General features: G+C 67.0%; 16 protein-coding genes. 7 read left to right on the top strand and 9 right to left on the bottom strand.

Features of this window, described 5'->3' with window-relative positions; all coding sequences use genetic code 11:
* Positions 1-19: 19 nt before the first annotated feature.
* The 3 genes from L6Q67_RS15715 to L6Q67_RS15705 all read right to left on the bottom strand — a co-directional run bounded on the left by L6Q67_RS15715 (position 20) and on the right by L6Q67_RS15705 (position 3,033).
* Positions 20-496 carry a c-type cytochrome gene (locus tag L6Q67_RS15715; RefSeq protein ID WP_296571298.1) on the bottom strand — a complete coding sequence of 159 codons (477 nt, stop codon included), beginning with the start codon at positions 494-496 and terminating at the stop codon, positions 20-22.
* A gap of 6 nt (positions 497-502) precedes the next feature.
* Positions 503-1,084 carry a pentapeptide repeat-containing protein gene (locus L6Q67_RS15710; RefSeq protein WP_296571296.1) on the bottom strand — a complete coding sequence of 194 codons (582 nt, stop codon included), beginning with the start codon at positions 1,082-1,084 and terminating at the stop codon, positions 503-505.
* Positions 1,085-1,164: 80 nt separating this feature from the next.
* The gene (locus L6Q67_RS15705) at positions 1,165-3,033 is read right to left on the bottom strand and encodes a methanol/ethanol family PQQ-dependent dehydrogenase (protein ID WP_296571293.1); all 1,869 of its coding nucleotides are present in this window, start codon (positions 3,031-3,033) and stop codon (positions 1,165-1,167) included.
* 214 nt (positions 3,034-3,247) lie between these two features.
* On the opposite strand from L6Q67_RS15705, the gene L6Q67_RS15700 reads away from it, so the two are divergent.
* From L6Q67_RS15700 to L6Q67_RS15690, 3 genes are read left to right on the top strand one after another with little or no spacing between them, the layout of a single operon-like run.
* Entirely contained in the window at positions 3,248-4,543 is a 1,296-nt protein-coding gene (locus tag L6Q67_RS15700) for a sensor histidine kinase (RefSeq protein ID WP_296571290.1), read from the top strand.
* A gap of 13 nt (positions 4,544-4,556) precedes the next feature.
* Positions 4,557-5,201 carry a response regulator transcription factor gene (locus tag L6Q67_RS15695; protein WP_296571287.1) on the top strand — a complete coding sequence of 215 codons (645 nt, stop codon included), beginning with the start codon at positions 4,557-4,559 and terminating at the stop codon, positions 5,199-5,201.
* A gap of 46 nt (positions 5,202-5,247) precedes the next feature.
* The gene (locus L6Q67_RS15690) at positions 5,248-5,628 is read left to right on the top strand and encodes a c-type cytochrome (protein ID WP_296571284.1); all 381 of its coding nucleotides are present in this window, start codon (positions 5,248-5,250) and stop codon (positions 5,626-5,628) included.
* 89 nt (positions 5,629-5,717) lie between these two features.
* On the opposite strand, the gene L6Q67_RS15685 is transcribed toward L6Q67_RS15690, so the two are convergent.
* Complete coding sequence (locus L6Q67_RS15685; protein WP_296571273.1) at positions 5,718-6,089, bottom strand: hypothetical protein; 372 nt, start codon at positions 6,087-6,089, stop codon at positions 5,718-5,720.
* A 248-nt stretch (positions 6,090-6,337) separates the two neighbouring features.
* A complete protein-coding gene (locus tag L6Q67_RS15680; RefSeq protein WP_296571270.1) occupies positions 6,338-8,203 on the bottom strand; it encodes a sigma-54-dependent Fis family transcriptional regulator in 1,866 nt (621 codons plus the stop codon).
* Positions 8,204-8,630: 427 nt separating this feature from the next.
* On the opposite strand from L6Q67_RS15680, the gene L6Q67_RS15675 reads away from it, so the two are divergent.
* Entirely contained in the window at positions 8,631-8,945 is a 315-nt protein-coding gene (locus tag L6Q67_RS15675) for a c-type cytochrome (RefSeq protein ID WP_296571268.1), read from the top strand.
* 126 nt (positions 8,946-9,071) lie between these two features.
* Here the strand turns inward: L6Q67_RS15675 and L6Q67_RS15670 are convergent, their stop codons facing one another.
* The 3 genes from L6Q67_RS15670 to pedF are packed head-to-tail and all read right to left on the bottom strand — an operon-like array spanning position 9,072 to position 11,293.
* Positions 9,072-10,016 (bottom strand): beta-propeller fold lactonase family protein, encoded by a 945-nt coding sequence (locus tag L6Q67_RS15670; RefSeq protein ID WP_296571265.1) that lies wholly within the window; start codon positions 10,014-10,016, stop codon positions 9,072-9,074.
* Positions 10,017-10,020: 4 nt separating this feature from the next.
* Positions 10,021-10,866 carry an ABC transporter substrate-binding protein gene (locus tag L6Q67_RS15665; RefSeq protein WP_296571263.1) on the bottom strand — a complete coding sequence of 282 codons (846 nt, stop codon included), beginning with the start codon at positions 10,864-10,866 and terminating at the stop codon, positions 10,021-10,023.
* Complete coding sequence (gene pedF, locus L6Q67_RS15660) at positions 10,856-11,293, bottom strand: cytochrome c-550 PedF (protein WP_296571260.1); 438 nt, start codon at positions 11,291-11,293, stop codon at positions 10,856-10,858. The genes L6Q67_RS15665 and pedF overlap by 11 nt, the downstream gene beginning before the upstream one ends.
* Before the next feature lie 298 nt (positions 11,294-11,591).
* Between pedF and L6Q67_RS15655 the strand changes: the two genes are divergently transcribed.
* Positions 11,592-13,634 (top strand): sigma-54-dependent Fis family transcriptional regulator, encoded by a 2,043-nt coding sequence (locus tag L6Q67_RS15655; protein ID WP_296571258.1) that lies wholly within the window; start codon positions 11,592-11,594, stop codon positions 13,632-13,634.
* Positions 13,635-13,715: 81 nt separating this feature from the next.
* On the opposite strand, the gene L6Q67_RS15650 is transcribed toward L6Q67_RS15655, so the two are convergent.
* Positions 13,716-14,738: a helix-turn-helix domain-containing protein gene (locus L6Q67_RS15650; RefSeq protein ID WP_296571255.1), complete on the bottom strand. Its 1,023-nt coding sequence runs from the start codon at positions 14,736-14,738 to the stop codon at positions 13,716-13,718.
* A gap of 354 nt (positions 14,739-15,092) precedes the next feature.
* Here L6Q67_RS15650 and L6Q67_RS15645 point away from each other — a divergent pair, with 354 nt between their 5' ends.
* Positions 15,093-16,247 (top strand): amine dehydrogenase large subunit, encoded by a 1,155-nt coding sequence (locus L6Q67_RS15645; protein WP_296571252.1) that lies wholly within the window; start codon positions 15,093-15,095, stop codon positions 16,245-16,247.
* Positions 16,247-16,792, top strand: a complete 546-nt coding sequence (locus tag L6Q67_RS15640) for a MauE/DoxX family redox-associated membrane protein (RefSeq protein ID WP_296571250.1) — start codon at positions 16,247-16,249, stop codon at positions 16,790-16,792. The genes L6Q67_RS15645 and L6Q67_RS15640 overlap by 1 nt, the downstream gene beginning before the upstream one ends.

The following is a 16,792-nucleotide window of genomic DNA, read 5'->3' as shown; positions in this document are numbered from 1 at the left end:
CCCCGTCCCGCCCCGGATTTCAGCGGCTGCTGCTTTCCAGGAAGCTGCGGATGGTCCAGATGGCAGCGGGAGACAGCACCTCCTTCCAGGCGGGCATGTGCACCACGCCGACCCGGGTCTTGCCGTCCTGGACCGACTTCAGGAAGAAATCATCCTGATCCAGCACGCACAGCTGGCGGACCACCGGGTCGGCGATGCGCGGGCAGGAGCGGTCCATCTTGAGCAGGTCGGGGCCGACCTGTCCCTTGTTGACGGCGTCAATGCCGTGGCAGCGGGAGCAGGCCTGGTTGAAGGCCGCGCGGCCGATCTCGGCAGCCCGGGGGTTGCCCCGGTAGGGGTTGCCCTCGGGGGCGTTGACGGCGATGGGGGGCAGGCTGGAGGTGTCGACGACCACGTTCGGGTCGGCGACCTCGGCGGTGGCGAGGGCGCTGCTCAGGGTCAGCAGCACGGCGCTCAGGCAGCGCAGGATGCGGCGGGCGGGCATGGGGGCGGCCATTGGGGGTCACCAGTCGGTGGGGCAGCCGGTGCAGCCCTCGAAGGAGGAGTCGGGGAAGATGGTGTAGCGCAGCAGCGCACCTTCCAGGTTGGCGTTGCGCAGGTTGGTGGCGTTGAACTTGGTCTCCTGCAGGTTGGCGTTGGTCAGGCGGGCGCCGACAAACCAGGCGAAGGGCGTGCGGGCGGCCTCCAGGTTGGCGACGGTGAGGTCGGCACCGGTGAAATCGGTGCGCATCAGCTTGGCGAATTCCAGGTCGGTGCCGATCAGCTTGGCGTTGCGGAAGGACGCGCCGGGGGCGTTCACCTTGGCCATGCGGGCGCCGCTCAGGTCGGCGCCGTCGAAGATTGCGCCGGCCAGGTTGGCGGCGCGCAGGTCGGCCCGGGCCAGGTTGGCGCCGGTAAAGTCGGCGCCGGCCAGGTCCAGGGCGGAGAGATCCTTGTGGCGCAGGTCGGCGCCCCGGCAGCGGGCGTGTGGCCACATGCCGCAGGTGCCATAGACCTGGGGCTCGGCAGGGTTGCCGGCGGCAGAGGCGGGCGCGGAGACGAACATCAGCCCGGCCAGCAGCGCGAACAATGGGGGGCGAAGCATGGGGGACTCCTTATGGAGGCTTGCGCAAAGGGAAAAAGCCCCGGGCCGGCCGGAGGTGTTCCGGCCCGGGGCCACCCTGATCAGCGGGCGATCTTGGGCAGCTTGAAGGCCCAGAAGGACGAGCCCTGGGTGACTTGTTTGGTCAGGTCGGCCATGTCGCCGCCCCACAGGGGCACTGCACCGCCGTAGCCCGAGGAGATGCCGATGTACTGCTCGCCGTCCATCTCCCAGGTGATGGGCACGGACACCACGCCGGAACCGGTCTGGAACTTCCACAGCTCCTTGCCGTTCTTCGCGTCAAAGGCCTTCACATAGCCGTCAGAGGTACCGGTGATCAGCAGCCCGCCAGCGGTGGTGAGGGTGCCGGCCCACAGGGGGAACTTCTCCTTGTGTTCCCACACGATCTTGCCGCTCTTCGGGTCGATGGCGCGCAGGGTGCCGACGTGGTCGTCAAACAGGCGCTTGATGCGGAAGCCCTGGCCCAGGTAGGCGGAGCCGGCCTTGTAGGTCAGGTGTTCGGTCCAGTAGTCCATGGCCCAGTGGTTGGCCGGGATGTAGAACAGGCCGGTGTCCGGGCTGTAGGACATGGGCATCCAGTTGGTGCCGCCCAGGAAGGGCGGGGAGACGAAAACGCTGTCACCCTTGTCGGCGCCAGGCTTGGCTTCGGGGGGGCGGTTGCCGGTCTCGATGGGCTTGCCGGCAGCCACGTCCCAGCCCTTGGCCCAGGTGATGCCCTCAACGAAGGGCCATGCGCCGATCAGGGAGGTGGGCTTGTTGGGGTAGCCCGCGCCGGTGGACAGTTTTTCCCGGTCGGTCACGAAGAAGAAGCCGTTGCGGTCGGCGTGGGCCGAGGCCTTGACCAGCTTGCCGGTCTTCGTGTCCTTGTACTCGAAGAGCACCACGGAGTTGTTGCCGGAGAAGTCCCAGGCATCGTTGGGGGTGTGCTGGAAGAAGCCCTTCAGCTCGCCGGTGCTGGCATCCACGTAAGCCTGGCCGGAGGTGAACAGGCTGGGCCAGTTGCGCGGATCGTCGCCTTCCTGGGTGCGCTTCCAGGTGTTCCACGGCGCCGGGTTGCCGGTACCGATGACCACCATGTTCTTCTCGAGGTCGAAGCTGGCGGTCTGCCACGGAGCGCCGCCGCCATGGTGCCATGCTTCGGTGGGCTTGCCGTCCTTGTCCTTGGGCCACGTGGGGGCGCTGGGGTCGCCGGTGTAGGTGCTGTCCTTGCCGTTGAGGCGGCCCATGTGGCCTTCCACCATCGGGCGGGCCCAGACTTCCTCGCCGGTCTCGGTGTCGCGGGCAAACAGCCAGCCGACCACGCCGAACTCGTCACCCGACGAACCGTGCACCAGCAGCACCTTGCCGCTCTTCTGGTCCTGGATCACGAAGGGGGCGCCGGTCATGGTGTAGCCGACCTTGTGATCGCCCCACTTCTTGCGCCACACCACCTTGCCGGTGTCCTTGTTGAGGGCGACGATGCCGGCGTCCAGGGTGCCGAAGTAGATCTTGTCGCCATAGATGGCGGCGCCGCGGTTTACCACGTCACAGCAGGGGCGGATGTCTTCGGGCAGACGGGCTTCGTATTCCCACAGGCGCTTGCCGCTGCGTGCGTCGATGGCGTAGATGCGGGAGTAGGATGCGGTCACGTAGATGACGCCGTCGTGCACCAGGGCCTGGCTTTCCTGGCCGCGCTGTTTCTCGCCGCCGAAGGAGAAGCTCCAGGCCGGGACGAGACCTGCGACGTTCTTGGTATTGACCGTCTTCAGGGTGCTGTGGCGCTGGGCCTTCAGGCCAAGGCCGTAGGAGAGCACGTCGCCGGGGGTCTTGTCGTCGTTCCGGATGTCGTCCCAGGTGACCTTGGTCCCGGCGGCCTGGGCCGAAGTGGCGAAGGCGGCGGTGAGGGCGAGGGCCAGCAGGCCGGGTTTGAGGGTGACGCGTCGGTTCTTCATGGTGAGTCCTTGTCTCCGGATGATTTGTCGTTGGTCGCTTCCGGACCGGCCTCCCATGCAGCCCTTGGCCCGGAACGAGGCGCAGTATGGAAGGCGCCTCCGGCCCCTGTCGTGGGAAGCCCTCCCCCCGGGGGCGGGAAGTTTTCCCGCCACTTCCGGGATCTGGCACATGCCTTGCTGGTTGTGGGGGTATTACAAGATGGGGGAAGCAGACATGGATCTGCGCTGGAGACTGTTTGGCTACGTGCTGGGCTTTGCCATGGCGCTGCTGGCGATGGCCGTGGCCTGGGTTGGGCTGGCCCTGCAGGAGGACGTGGCCGAAGAAATGGAGGCTTCGACCCGGCTGGTCAATACCATCCTGGCCCTGCGTGCCTCCGACGGCCAGCGGGCCGGCGAGCTCGAGGCCCTGCTGGCAGGTGGTCAGTTGCGACACGTTGCGCTGTCCGTGGAGCGCTCCAATCTGGAGCAGGGTGTGGCGCCGCCCGCTGCCGGGGTGCTGCCGGCGCTGGTCGATTACTTCATGGAGGGGCGCGAGATCCATGAGCGTCGCATCCCCCTGGGAGACGGCACCCTGGTGATCCGCGCCGACGCCCGGGCCGAGATCCACGAGGTGCTGCGTGACGGCATGCGCGTCATCATCACCCTGCTGCTGTTTTCCCTGGCCATGGCGGCCGTCGCTTGGCTCGCCGCCCACCGGGCCCTGAAGCCGGTGCGGGAACTGGAGCAGGGCCTCGCCCGCATTGGCCGCAGCGAGGAGAAGATCACCCTGCCGCCCTTCCGCCTCAAGGAGTTTGCCAGCATCGCCGGGGCCATGGAGCGCCTGTCGGCCGAACTTGCCGAAACCCGCGCGGCCCGCCAGCAGCTCGCCCGCCAGTTGCTGGAGCTGCAGGAAAGCGAGCGCCGGGAGCTGGCACGGGAGTTGCACGATGAATTCGGTCAGGCCTTGACGGCTGTCAATATTTCCGCCGCTTACATCGAACGCCATGCCGGCCGGGCCTCCCCGGAAGACCTGGCGGAAAGTGCCCGAGACATACGCAATGAAGCGACCCGCATGATCGGCCAGGTGCGCACCCTGCTCTCGCAGTTGCGTCCCCACGGCCTCGAAGGCCTGCAGATGGTGGATGCCCTCAACGACCTGGTCAGCGGCTGGCGCGGCCGGGCGCCGGATATCGGCATCGAGACGGAATTTCCCCAGACCTTGCCGGCCATGCCGCCGGCCGCCGGGCTGGCCCTGTACCGGACTTTGCAGGAATCCCTGACCAATGTGCTGCGCCACAGCGTGGCCAGCCGTGTTCGCCTGTCGCTGCATCAGGTTGGACGGGCAGTGGAACTGACGGTATGCGACAACGGTGTCGGGCAGGTGGCCGACGTGGTGCGCAAGGCGCGCGGTGGCCTGCTGGGCATGCGGGAGCGGGCCGAGATGGCCGGCGGGCGTTGCTGGCTCGATGAAGCCCCCGGCGGCGGCCTGCGTGTACATCTGAGCCTGCCCCTGGCCCAGGGCCCGGCGTGAGGAGGACGAGGGCATGATCCGGATTCTGCTGGTGGAAGATCATGCGGTGGTGCGCAACGGCTACCGGCGCCTGTTCGACGCCGAAGAGGGCATGCAGGTGGTCGGTGAAGCCGCCTCGGCCGACGAGGCCTATGCCCGCCTGGTGGAGCGCGGGGCCGACCTGGCCATCGTCGACCTGAACCTGCGCGGCAGCAGCGGCATCGACGCGATCCGCCGCATGCTGGCCCGGGAGCCCGGCCTGCGGGTGCTGGTGGTGTCCATGCACGACAATCCGAGCTACGTGACCCAGGCCATGCGGGTGGGGGCCCTGGGCTACCTGACCAAGAACAGTGAACCCGCCGAGCTGCTCGATGCGATCCGCGACGTGGCGGCCGGCCGGCGGGTGCTCTCTCCCGACGTGGCCCAGGCCCTGGCCGGGGCTGCCCTCGATGGCGAAGCCCTGCTGTCGCGCCTGACGCCCCGGGAGTTCGATGTGCTGCGCCTGGCCGCCAGTGGTGAGTCCCCCGGGGCTATCGCCAGCACCATGCACCTGAGCCAGAAGACGATCCACAACCATATGTCCGCCATCCGCCAGAAGCTGGATGCCGACAACGATTTCAAGCTGCTGCGGCTTGCCGCGCGCTACGGGCTGATCGACTGGTCGGCCAGCCCCGCGTGACGAGCCTGCACGGATGGAAGCCCTTTTTTAGTCAAGGAGAAGAAAGATGAACGCCTTACGCAAGATCGCAGTGCTGGCCGGTCTGGGCCTGGCCGCGACGAGCGCCTCCGCTGCTGTGGACGATGACATGAAGGCGCTGGCTGCCAAGAGCGGCTGCATGACCTGTCATTCCATCGAGCACGGCACCCCGGGCCCCAACGGCATGGCCCCCATCGGTCCGGCCTGGCAGGACGTGGCCAAGATGTACAAGGGCAAGCCGGGTGCCGACGTGTTCCTGACCCGTGTGGTGCTGGAAGGCTCGAACCCCTACGGCAGCCACTGGAAGGATCAGGTCAGCGGCCTGGCCATGCCCCCCAACAAGGTCGCCATCAAGGAAGCCGACGCCAAGAAGCTGGTGAAGTGGATCCTGACCCTGTCGCCCAAGTGATGGTGTGACGCGCGCGGCCCCGGGCCGTGAAGGATGCAGTATCGAAGAACCCCGGTCGTCCCCCCGTCGGGGTTTTTCCTTTTTGGGGCCTACAGCAGGCTGCCGATCTCTTCGAAGTGGGCGTCGGCCAGGGTGTTGTCAGCGGTGAAGACGATCTGCAGGATCACATCGGTATGGCCGCCGAACCACGTTTTGGACAGGGGGATCTTGCCGAAGACGCACGGGCCACCCCGGGGGCGCAGCTGGGAGATGTTGGGGCTGCGTTCCACCAGGGCCATGCACTCGGCGTCCGTCTTGACCGAGAAGGTGGTGCCCCGGGCGGTGAGCCGCTTGCTGGCGTCATCCAGGCTCATGCCGGGCTGGAACTCGGCCTGCATCTCGGCAGGCACGGGGCTGGGTGCGGGCGCGCAGGCCGAGAGGGTGAGCGCGGCGGCGAGGGCGGAAATGGGGCGAAGATTCAAGGCGCGTGTTCCTGGGTGGCAGTCCGGGCCGAAGTATCCCACAGGGCGAGGGGCACGGCGGGCCGGGAAGGCGGGCCTCACTTGTGGGGGCGACTTCAGTCGCCCGCGGACTTCGATCAGGGGCGTGTCGGTGATCGGTGCATGATGGGCGACTGAAGTCGCCCCTACGCATCGCCCCTGGAGTCCTCTTTGCCATTCTCAGCGCATCGGGCCAAGGGGGGCGCAACCTCTGCTACTCCCTGCAACAGTCAGGGCGCCGCCTGCTGGCGGAGTTTGCGGTAGAGGGTGGTGCGGGTGATGCCCAGCTCCCGGGCGGCGGCGGAGATGTTGCCCTTGTGGCGGGCCACGGTGTCACCCACCAGGCGGCTCTCGGCGGCGCGCAGGCTTTGGGCGGCCGGGCTGGGCGGGGGCAGGTCCGGATCGTCGGTGAGCTCCTGAGGCAGGTGCGCCGGGGTCAGGGTGTCCTCGTCGGGGGCCAGCATGGCGGCCGCAAGCCGCAGGGCGTTGCGCAGCTGGCGGATGTTGCCGGGCCAGGGGTGGCGGCGGATCAGATCCAGGGACGAAGCCGACAGGCGGATCGGCCGCCCGGGGGATTCGTCGTGGAGCAGGCGCCGGGCCAGGGCTTCAATGTCGCTGCGCTCGCGCAGGGCGGGCAGCGACAGGCTCATGGCCGAGAGGCGGAAATACAGGTCGGGGCGAAACTCGCCGCGCTCGCAGAGGGCCTTCAGGGAGCGGTGGCTGGCACACACCAGGGACAGATCGATGGCTTCTTCGAGCCCGCCCCCCAGGGGCGTGACCCGCCGGGTTTCAAGCACCCGCAGCAGCACGGCCTGGAGCTTGAGGGGCATGTCGCCGATTTCATCCAGAAACAGGGTGCCGCCGTGGGCCTCGCGCAGTTTGCCGCGGGCGCCCTCGCTGCGCGCGCCGGTGTAGGCGCCCGGGGTATAGCCGAACAGCTCGGCCTCGATGAGATTGGCGGGGATGGCGGCGCAATTGATGGCCACGAAGGGGCCGCTGCGGCGCGGTCCGCTGAGGTGGAAGGCCTGGGCGAAGACTTCCTTGCCGGTGCCGGTTTCACCCTGAATGAGCAGCGGGATGTCCAGCCCGAGGATGCGCCGGGCGCGCCGGATGGCGTGGTTGACCGCCTTGTCGCCCAGATCCAGGTCATCGAGGGTGGGCAGGTTGCGGGCGTTGGGCGCGGCGGTGCTCTCCCGGGGCGCCGTGGTGGCGCGCAGGCGTTGCAGGTTGCTGACCAGCACGTGGGCGACGAACTCGCGGGCCAGATGGCTGCGCAGGGTGGTCGGTCGGGCGCTGCTCTGCAGGGCATGGTCGAGCACGCTGTTCCAGCGGGTCTCGAAGATCTCCCAGAAGGGCGGCCGGGTGAAGCGGGTGTCGGCAATGCCTAGCAGGCGTTCGGCGCGCCGGTTGCAGGCGAGGAAGTTGCCGGCCTCGTCGAACACCGCCAGGCCTTCCAGCGGTGAGGCGAGGGCTTCGGGCTGGTGGTGGAAGCGGATCACCACCGCCGCATCGGCAACGGTCTCGATCAGGCGGTTCTCGATGATCTCGGCGGTGGTCTGGAGCAGTGCCTGGGCATGAACCTGGGTCAGGCGGGCGCTGGTGGACACGTCGAGGATGCCCAGCACGCCACCGGTGGGGGCATGGATTGGCGTGGCGATGCAGGTGAGGAACTTGTTGCGGTCCAGGTAGTGCTCGTCACCGATCACCGCGACCGCGCGCTGTTCTGCCAGGGCCGTGCCGATGGCGTTGGTGCCCATGCTGGCTTCCGACCAGGAGTGCCCTGGCTTGAGGGCGACGCGGGCGGCCCGCTCGATGAAGTCGGCGTCCCCCACCGAACGCAGGATGGTGCCCGTGTCGTCTGCCAGCAGGATGGTGGACGAGCTGCGGGCGATCTGCTGGTGCAGATGCTCCATGATGGGTTGGGCGTAGGTCACCAGGCGGGCGTTCGCCTCCAGACGATCCGACAGGCTGGCAAGCGGGCTGCGATCATCCAGCTGGCGCTCGTCGGGCCGCAGCCCGCTTGCCGCGCAGCGTTCCCAGGAGCGCCGGATGGCTTCCGGGGTGAGGGGGGGGGCGTTGGGGTCCGTGTCTTTCACGCCGGTTTAACAGCACGAAACATGCCCGTGGCGTGAGGGGCTTTGTAAATATGCATGTGCGGGGCCGCGCCCAGCCTGGAGCTCCCGTCAGTACAGGGCTTGCACGGGCCCTTGTCATATCGACGCCACGGCGGTCCGTGCCGTCGGGCGGGCATGCGGGGCCGCAGGTGTTCATTGTCGGCGTAACGCTATGGAGCAGGTGTGCAAGGCCTGAGCACGGAAGGTGCACATCCCTGATGTCTGCGATATTGTCCAAGTTGTTGTCAGGAAAGGGGTTTTTTGCTTTTCCCGGGGTCCGCACACTTTTTGCTGATAGCTGGGTGCAAGGCGGTTTTCGGGCGGCTTCGTGCCGTCCGGTTTTTTCTCCCGGACTGTCCGGCCCGCCCTCGCTGATCAAAATCAATCCAGAATTCGGAGGAGCACATTCATGAAAGTTGTCCCGCTGGTTTGCGCTGTCGCGCTGGGTCTTGCCGCCGCATCGCCGGTCATGGCGTCGGAGGAAATCATCAAGAAGGCACGCTGCGTGGCCTGTCACGCCGTCGATCAGAAGCGTGTCGGTCCGGCTTACAAGGACGTGGCGGCCAAGTACAAGGGGCAGGGCGATGCCGTGGCCGTGCTGAGTGCCAAGATCCGCAATGGCGGCAGCGGCCACTGGGGTCAGATCCCGATGCCTCCGCATGGGGCCGACAAGATCAGCGATGCGGATCTGAAGGCGGCGGTGGAGTGGATCCTCAAGCTGTAATCCCGTCTCCGGATAAGCAAAAAGGCCCGTGAGGGCCTTTTTGTATTGCTGCTCCAGAGTGGAGCAATTGCTCCATCGTTGCGCAGGGGTGTGCAGAAGTCGGTCGCTTGCGCTGTACCGGCAGGATCAGTTTATGACCACTCCCCAGGGCAATTCGCCGACCGGAACTTCGGAAACCACCTCGAGACGGCGTGTGTCGATGACCGAAACGCTGTTCGATCGTCCGTTGGCCACGTAGAGCTTGTTGCCGTCCGGGGTGATGGCCATGTTCCAGGGACGCTTGCCCACCGGGATGGTGGCCTCGATCTGGTTGTCGGCGGTGCGGATGACGCTCACCGTGCCGTCCTTGCCATTGGAAACATAGGCCCGGCTGCCGTCCGGTGCCATGGTCACGCCGTTGGAGAAGGTGCCGGCCTTGATCTCGGCGATCACCTTGCGGCTCTCCATGTCGATGGCGTACACCGTGCTGGCCAGCTCGCAGGCCACGTAGGCGCGCTTGCCGTCCGGGGTGAAACCGATGCCGCGGGGGCGTTTGCCGACCGGGATGCTGCCCACCTGGCGGCGTGCCTTCACGTCGATCAGGTCCACCTGCTCGGCATTCTCGGCACTGACCAGCAGCCAGCGGCCGTCGGGGCTGAACACCGCGTGCTCGGGGTTTTCCCCTTCCACCTTGATCTCGGCGAGGGGCTTGCGCTTGCGCGCATCCAGCACCACCACGCTGTTGGATTCCTCTACTGCCGCGGCGATCAGGCGGTGGTCGGCGGATACGCTGACCCCCTCCGGCGACTCGCCCAGGCGGATGCTCTTCACCTGCCTGGCCCTGTCGATATCGACCACCACCAGGCTGTTGCTGGGGGCTTCGCTGATGTACAGATGCTTGCCGTCCGTGGCGATGCCGCGGGGGCGCTTGCCGCCCGGCAGGGTGCGCACCACGGTGTCGGTGGCGGTGTCGATCACCGATACCGAAGCGGATTTTTCGTTGGGGACGTAGGCGAACGGCGCAGCCAGCACGCCGGCGGGCAGGATCAGGCCGGCGAGCAGGGCCGGGAGCAGGAGAGGGCTTGGGCGCATGGGGTCAGAGGGTCGGGGCCAGGTAGGTGATGCCGTTGCGGGCGAAGATGGCTGCGACCGTGCCGTTCTTCTGCAGTTCCTTGAGGGCGCCGGCCAGGGCCTCGGCGAGGGCGTTCTCGTCGGCCTTCACCGCCATGCCCAGGGGCCAGTGGTTGAACTTCAGCTCGGGCATCTGCACGGCTTCGATCACGAAGCGGCCATCCTTGCCCATCGCAGCCTCGATCTCCGAGCGCGAGCCCATCACGGCGGCCAGTTCGCCGGCTTTCAGCTTGTCCACTGCCGCAGCCACGTTGGCAAAGTGCACCACGTTGTCGCGCAGGCGGCCGTTGAGGGCGCCCAGCAGGAAGCCGTCGGCCAGGGTCCGGCCTTCGACGCCGATCTTCTCGCGGGTGAACACTTCCAGCGCGTTGGCGGCCGAGCCGCGGATCGGGTTGATGCGCTGCAGGCGGGCGACGGCGATGGATTCCAGGTGGTAGGGTCCGAAGATCTTCACCTTGTCGTTCTTGCCCTGCAGGTAGGAGTCCACCGGCACGTGCATCATTACGTCGGAAGGCTGGGTGCCCAGGTAATGCCCCTTCCAGACCATGTTGCGGAGGTCGTCGTCCATGTCCTCGTCGGCGTTGTAGCCGGCGATCTGGACGGCGATCCCGAGCTGCTTGCCGAGGGCCTCGGCGAGCTCCACGTCGATGCCCTTGCCCTGGTGGGAGTAGGGCGGGAAGTTGTTGTACACGGCAACCCGGAGGCTGCCGCGCTTGCGGATGTCCTCCAGGCTGTCGGCCCGGGCGGGCAGGCTGCCTGCCAGCGCCATGGCGCCGGCGGCAAGCAGGAAGCTGCGACGATCAGTCTTCACGGACGGTCTCCAGCCAGGCGCGGATGGTCCACATGGCTTCCTGGCTCAGGATGCCTTCGAACGGGGGCATATACACACGGCCGTCGCGGGTGGCACCCTTGCGGATGCGCTGCATGAAGATCTCGTCACCCTCCTGGCCGGCGGGCAGGTAGCGCAGGTCGGGGGCGATGCCGCCGGAGACGGCGCCGAGGCCGTGGCAGCGGGCGCAGTTCTGGTTGAAGGCGGAGTCGCCGATGCGGATCGCTTCCTTGTTGCCCAGATAGGGGTTCTTGGTCAGCCAGTCCTTGCCGACCTGCGTGAGGGAAGAGGTGTCGACGGCCTGGGGTACCACGTCACCGTGGGCGAGGGCGAGGCTCGTGGCCAGGGTCAGGGCGGCGGCGGAAAGGGCACGGAGAAGGGAAGAGTTGCGAACAGTCACCTGGATCACCTTTGGTCATGATTGGAATTCATCGAGTGGGCCGCGGGTTGGCAGGCCACCGTGTGCTTGTCCATTCAGCAAGGGGCGTGCCAATTCGGAGGGTCGGGCAGGGGGGCGATGAAGGGCATTGATGGGGCCGCCCTTTTTCAGTTTTTCTTATGGTGCAATAAGCTGGCCCGACACTTGCTGTAAAGGAGTCGTAGTGGAGCAGTCGCATTGTTGAAATGTGACCCACCTGCTACATTTTGGAACACACCGATAAAATCGGCCTCCGGGCCGGTGACAATCCGCATCAGCGGAGGAGGAGATGATGCAGGTTCCTTTCAGCGTCGAGGCTCGTGCCGTGAGCCTCCAGGAAGCGCGCTCGCTGTACTTTGGCCGGGGCGAACTCCCGGAGGCCCTGCTCGACCAGAACGTGCTGCGTTCCTGGGAGCGGTGCCGCCAGGCCGGGCTGGACCCGGCCCGGGTCGAGGTTGGCGAGCCCAACGTGCGCGGAGTCGCCGAAGCACGGGAGCGCAACCGCACCCTGATTTCCCACGCCCAACCGGTGCTCGAACATCTCTTCGAGCAGATCCGCAACTCCCACAGCATGGTGATCCTGGCCGACGCCCGCGGCATGGTGCTGCAGAGCTACGGCGACGCCGACTTTCTGAGCCGGGCCGAACAGGTGGCCCTGCATCCTGGCGCCAGCTGGCACGAATTTGAACGGGGCACCAATGCCATCGGTACGGCCCTGGCCGAACGGGGCGCCGTCAATGTGTTCGGATCGGAGCATTTCTTCGAAGGCAACGCCTTCCTCACCTGCAGCGCTTCACCCATCCAGGATGCCCAGGGCCGCCTGATGGGAGTTCTGGACATCTCCAGTGACTACCGCGCCTTTCAGCGTCACTCCCTCGGCCTGGTCAAGATGTCCTCACGAATCATCGAAAAACGTCTCTTTGAATCCGAGTTTGCCCACCAGGGCCTGCTGAGCTTCCACTCCCGCCCCGATCACGTGGGCAGCCTGTGCGAGGCCCTGCTGGCAATCAGCCCCGACGGCGACCTGCTGGGGGCCGATCAGGCGGCGCTGGAACTGCTCGGCATGCGCCGCGAGGATCTGCCCCGGCGCCACTACAACATGCTTTTCGACGTGCCCCTGGGCACCCTGATCGACCGGGCGCGGCGTGATCCCTCGTCGCTGATTGCCATTTCGGGTCGTAACGGCGAGCGCTTCTATGCCCGCCTGCGTGGCAATTTCGGCTCCCTGTCGGCCAATGCGCCGGTGCTGGTGGATGCGAAGGGCGAGCGCATGGCCAGTCGCGGGCGCCAGGAGCCCGTGGTGCCGGCTGCTGCGTCCGTTGGCGCCAAGCCGCGCCTGACCCTGCAATCCCTGTCCACCGGCGACGAGCGCCTGCAGGCGGCCATCGACAAGGGCACCCGCATCCTCGGTCGTGACATCCCCATCCTCATCCAGGGCGAATCCGGTGCCGGCAAGGAAATGTTCGCCAAGGCCTTCCACAACAGCGGCCCGCGGGCCAGCGGCCCCTTCGTGGCCCTCAACTGTGCGGCCATCCCGGAAACCCTGATCGAGTCCGAGCTGTTCGGCTACTCCGGCGGCGCCTTCACCGGCGCGCGCAAGGAGGGCGCCGTGGGCAAGATCCAGCAGGCCCATGGTGGCACCCTGTTCCTGGATGAAATCGGCGACATGCCCCTGTCCCTGCAGGCCCGCCTGCTGCGGGTGCTGCAGGAGCGCTGCGTGACCCCCTTGGGCACCAACAAGAGCATTCCGGTGGATATCACCCTGGTCTGCGCCACCCACCGGCGGCTCAAGGAGGAGGTGGCCCGCGGCGGGTTCCGGGAGGATCTGTACTACCGCCTCAACGGCCTGTGCATCAACCTGCCGTCCCTGCGCGAGCGCAGCGACATCGACAGCCTGATCGACAAGCTGCTCCGTGAGGAGGCCGGCCCGGACCGCAAGGTGCAGGTGTCCCACAAGGTCATGGAGGCCTTCCTCAGCTACCGCTGGCCGGGCAACATCCGTCAGCTCAACAACGTCATCAAGGTGGCCATCGCGCTGCTCGATGACGACGAGGAGTCCATCGAAACCTGGCACCTGCCGGACGACATCTTCGAGGAGATCGGCGAGATCGCCCAGCCCTGTACCCTGCAGCCGGCGGGTCGTGCGCCCCTGTCGGCCGATGCTGCAGCGCCTGCCCGCAGTGTCGCCGCCGCCGGCATGGGGCGGCTGGAGGAAATCGAGCGCGACATGATCCAGCGCACCCTGGAAGCCGAAAACGGCAACATCTCGTCGGCCGCGCGGCGCCTGGGCATCAGCCGCAATACCCTGTACCGCAAGCTGGGCCGCTTCTGAGCGCCGCTGGACGCGGGTGAAGTAAAAAGCACACAGCCCTCTTCGGAGGGCTGTGTGCTTTTTGAGCGGGGGCGGGGGGAATCAGCTGCCGGTGGGGGGCGCGAGGCGCCGCAGGTTGCCGTTGCGCAGGGTCTCGGAGGGCAGCTCGCCGAACATGGCCTTGTAGTCGGCGGCGAAGTGGGACAGGTGCCAGAAGCCCCAGCGGGCAGCCACGTCGGCCACCGATTCATGTACCCCGTCGGCCTTGCGCAGGGCCCGGCGCACGCCGTTGAGGCGCATGGCGCGCAGGAAGCTCACCGGGTTGAGTTCGAGCACATCCTGGAAGCTGTACTGCAGGGTGCGCCGGGAAACGTCCAGTTCGGCGCACAGATCGGCCACCGTGATGGGTTCGTCGATGTGGGTGCGCATGTATTCGCGGGCCCGATCGACGATCTGGCGGCGGGCCTGGCTGGTGTGCTGGGGGCGCACCGCATCGTTGCCGTTGCCGATTGCGGCTATCAGGCTTCCGTACACCGCCTGTTCCAGTGCCTTGCGCATCGCCGCGTGTTCAAGAACGTGCGGCGTGCTTTTTACCGTGTTGAGCACCGTCAGAAGGAAGGAACGCAGCTCGCCGGCTTTCGCCGGTGAGCCCTGGATGATCCGCTGCTTGCCGATTTCGGCTTCGATGTCGCGGCCCTCGATGCGCCGGGAGTAGTCGTTGAAGGTGGCGGTGTCGGCGGTCACGGCAATGATGTCGAGCAGCCGCGGGGTGCGGAAATCCAGGTTGTCTCCGCCCTTCAGCGTCAGCATCGAGTTGCGGTCGAAGACCTCGCCGCAGTACCAGCCCTCACCTTCCGCTTCCAGCGGAATTCCGAAGGTACGCGAGCCTTCCCAGGGAAATCCGGCCTCGTGGACGATCTGGTTGGTGCGCTCCCGGAAGATCTGGATGTTGCCGAACCACACCTCTTCGATGTGCCCGCTGAAGCGCCCGGGGGAGAGCTGTTCGTAGTCCTGCTTCCAGTGCTGCAGGCTGCGTGCGTGGTCGTGGGCATCGTCGCTCGAGGCGGCGGCGAAGGAGAAATGCTCGCTCTCGATCGGGCCGTCCTGCCGGGCTGAAAAGGTCATGGTGTGTGTTCTCTGTGTGTGTTCATGCGCCTGTAGCCCGGCGCTTTATATCCAAAGTAATACCAATTCCCCGGTTTGCGCAAGGGACTTGCATGACTTTCCGTCAGGCGCCCGAAAATGGTGCGCTGCACACAAAAATCCCCTTTTTGGACAGGCACTTGCACCAGTTTGGCATTGCCGATCTCGGATAACGCCCGGTCGCCTGTCGCGCTCAAGATCTGTTCGACCGCAGACCGGAAAGCCCTTCCGGCCTGAGGCAGACCCCGGTATCGGAAGCACACCGGGGGACAGACGAACAGGTGCCCCGGCAGAGAGAAAGACCGTACCGGGCACCGCGGCAACAAGGAGGAAAACGTGCTGCGAAAAGCCTTTGCGGGAAGCCTGCTGAGCACAGCCCTGGCACTGGGCGCCAGTGCCGGCGCCATGGCGGAGCTGCCCACGGAATCGATCACCACCGGCAAGCTGCCGCCCCCCAACCCCTACCGGATCTACCTGCACGATGTGGCCATCGGGCACATCGTGGATGGACGCCTGCACGTCATCGATGGCGAGAAGCTGCGCTACGAGGGCGTCATCGCCACCGGCCTGGCCGGGCAGGCCGCCCTGTCGGCGGACCGCAAGGAGATCTTCGTCGCCACCACCTACTACTCGCGCCTCAGCCATGGCGTGCGTACCGACGTGGTGGATGTGCACGACGCCCAGACCCTGGCCCTCACCGGTGAGATCGAGATCCCGCCGCGTCACGCCCAGTCCCTCCACTACAAGGGCACCATCCGCCCCTCCGCCGACGGGCGCTGGCTTTTCGTGCAGTACGCCACCCCGGCCACCTCGGTCGGCATCATCGACCTGAAGACCCGCAAAGCGGTGAATGAGGTGGCCACCCCCGGCTGCTGGGCCATCCTGCCGGCGGCCAGCGTGGGCGGGCGCTTCTCCACCGTGTGCGGCGACGGCACCCTGCTGACGGTCAGCCTCGACGATGCTGGCCAGGTGCGCACCCAGAAGCGTAGCGCCCGCTTCTTCGATCCGGACAAGGACCCGATCTTCATCCACAGCGAGCAGGACGGCGACACCTACCGCTTCGTGTCCTTCCACGGCGAGATCCACACCGCCCACGTGGGGGGCGAGGTGGCCAGCTACGACGCCCCGTGGTCCGTGCTCGGCGCCGCCGACCGCAAGCAGGGCTGGCGCCCGGGCGGCTATCAGGTGTTCGCCCAGCACAACGCCAGCGGCCGCCTCTATGTCGGCATGCACGACAAGGGCAAGGAAGGCAGCCACAAGACGCCGGCCAAGGAGATCTGGACCGTCGATCTGGCGAGCAAGAAGCGCATTGCCCGCACGCCCGGCAACGACGCCATCGCGCTGGCCGTCAGCCAGGGCGAGCGCCCGCGGCTGTTTGCCTACGACGGGGTCAAGGCCGCCATCGCCGTGTTCGACGCCAGCCGCAAGCTGACTTTGAGCAAGCGCATGGAAGGCGTTGGCGAGACGCCCACCCAGATGGAGCTGCACTGATGGACACCCTTGCCCTTGACCCCGTGCTGGCACGGGCCTGTGGCGCGGCCCTGGCCGTGGTGCTGCTCACCGGCGCCTGGCAGAAGCTGCGCGACCTGGCGGTGTTCGAGGCCTCGGTGGACATCTACCGCCTGCTGCCCGAGGCCCTCGTGCCCCTGTTCGCCCGGGCCTTTCCGGTGCTGGAAGCCCTGGCCGGTGTCGCCCTGCTGTTCGACACCACCCGCACCGCCGGCCTGCTGATGGCCCTGGCCGTGCTGGGTGTGGCCACCGCCGGCGTCATCGCCAACCTGCTGCGCGGCCACACCGAGATCGACTGTGGCTGCGGCGGGGCAGAGGGCCACACGACCCTCACCTGGGCCCTGCCGGCGCGCAACACCCTGCTCCTGATCGTCGCCGTACTGGGCGGGCAGGACGGCAGCGGGCGCGACCTGCTGTGGATCGACTACCTCTCCGTGGCCGGCGGCACCCTCGCCCTGCTGGGCATCTACGCCGCCGCCAACCAGCTGATGGCCAACCACCCCCGACTGATTCAACTGAGGAACTGA

This window comes from Zoogloea sp. (assembly GCF_023150065.1).
Lineage (GTDB): Bacteria > Pseudomonadota > Gammaproteobacteria > Burkholderiales > Rhodocyclaceae > Zoogloea.
This window is presented reverse-complemented; position numbering and strand designations above follow the sequence as displayed.

Coding starts and splice junctions, on each gene's coding strand:
- L6Q67_RS15715 (WP_296571298.1), bottom strand. CDS start 496: ATGGCCGCCCCCATGCCCGCCCGCCGCATCCTGCGCTGCCTGAGCGCC.
- L6Q67_RS15710 (WP_296571296.1), bottom strand. CDS start 1,084: ATGCTTCGCCCCCCATTGTTCGCGCTGCTGGCCGGGCTGATGTTCGTC.
- L6Q67_RS15705 (WP_296571293.1), bottom strand. CDS start 3,033: ATGAAGAACCGACGCGTCACCCTCAAACCCGGCCTGCTGGCCCTCGCC.
- L6Q67_RS15700 (WP_296571290.1), top strand. CDS start 3,248: ATGGATCTGCGCTGGAGACTGTTTGGCTACGTGCTGGGCTTTGCCATG.
- L6Q67_RS15695 (WP_296571287.1), top strand. CDS start 4,557: ATGATCCGGATTCTGCTGGTGGAAGATCATGCGGTGGTGCGCAACGGC.
- L6Q67_RS15690 (WP_296571284.1), top strand. CDS start 5,248: ATGAACGCCTTACGCAAGATCGCAGTGCTGGCCGGTCTGGGCCTGGCC.
- L6Q67_RS15675 (WP_296571268.1), top strand. CDS start 8,631: ATGAAAGTTGTCCCGCTGGTTTGCGCTGTCGCGCTGGGTCTTGCCGCC.
- L6Q67_RS15670 (WP_296571265.1), bottom strand. CDS start 10,016: ATGCGCCCAAGCCCTCTCCTGCTCCCGGCCCTGCTCGCCGGCCTGATC.
- L6Q67_RS15655 (WP_296571258.1), top strand. CDS start 11,592: ATGATGCAGGTTCCTTTCAGCGTCGAGGCTCGTGCCGTGAGCCTCCAG.
- L6Q67_RS15650 (WP_296571255.1), bottom strand. CDS start 14,738: ATGACCTTTTCAGCCCGGCAGGACGGCCCGATCGAGAGCGAGCATTTC.
- L6Q67_RS15640 (WP_296571250.1), top strand. CDS start 16,247: ATGGACACCCTTGCCCTTGACCCCGTGCTGGCACGGGCCTGTGGCGCG.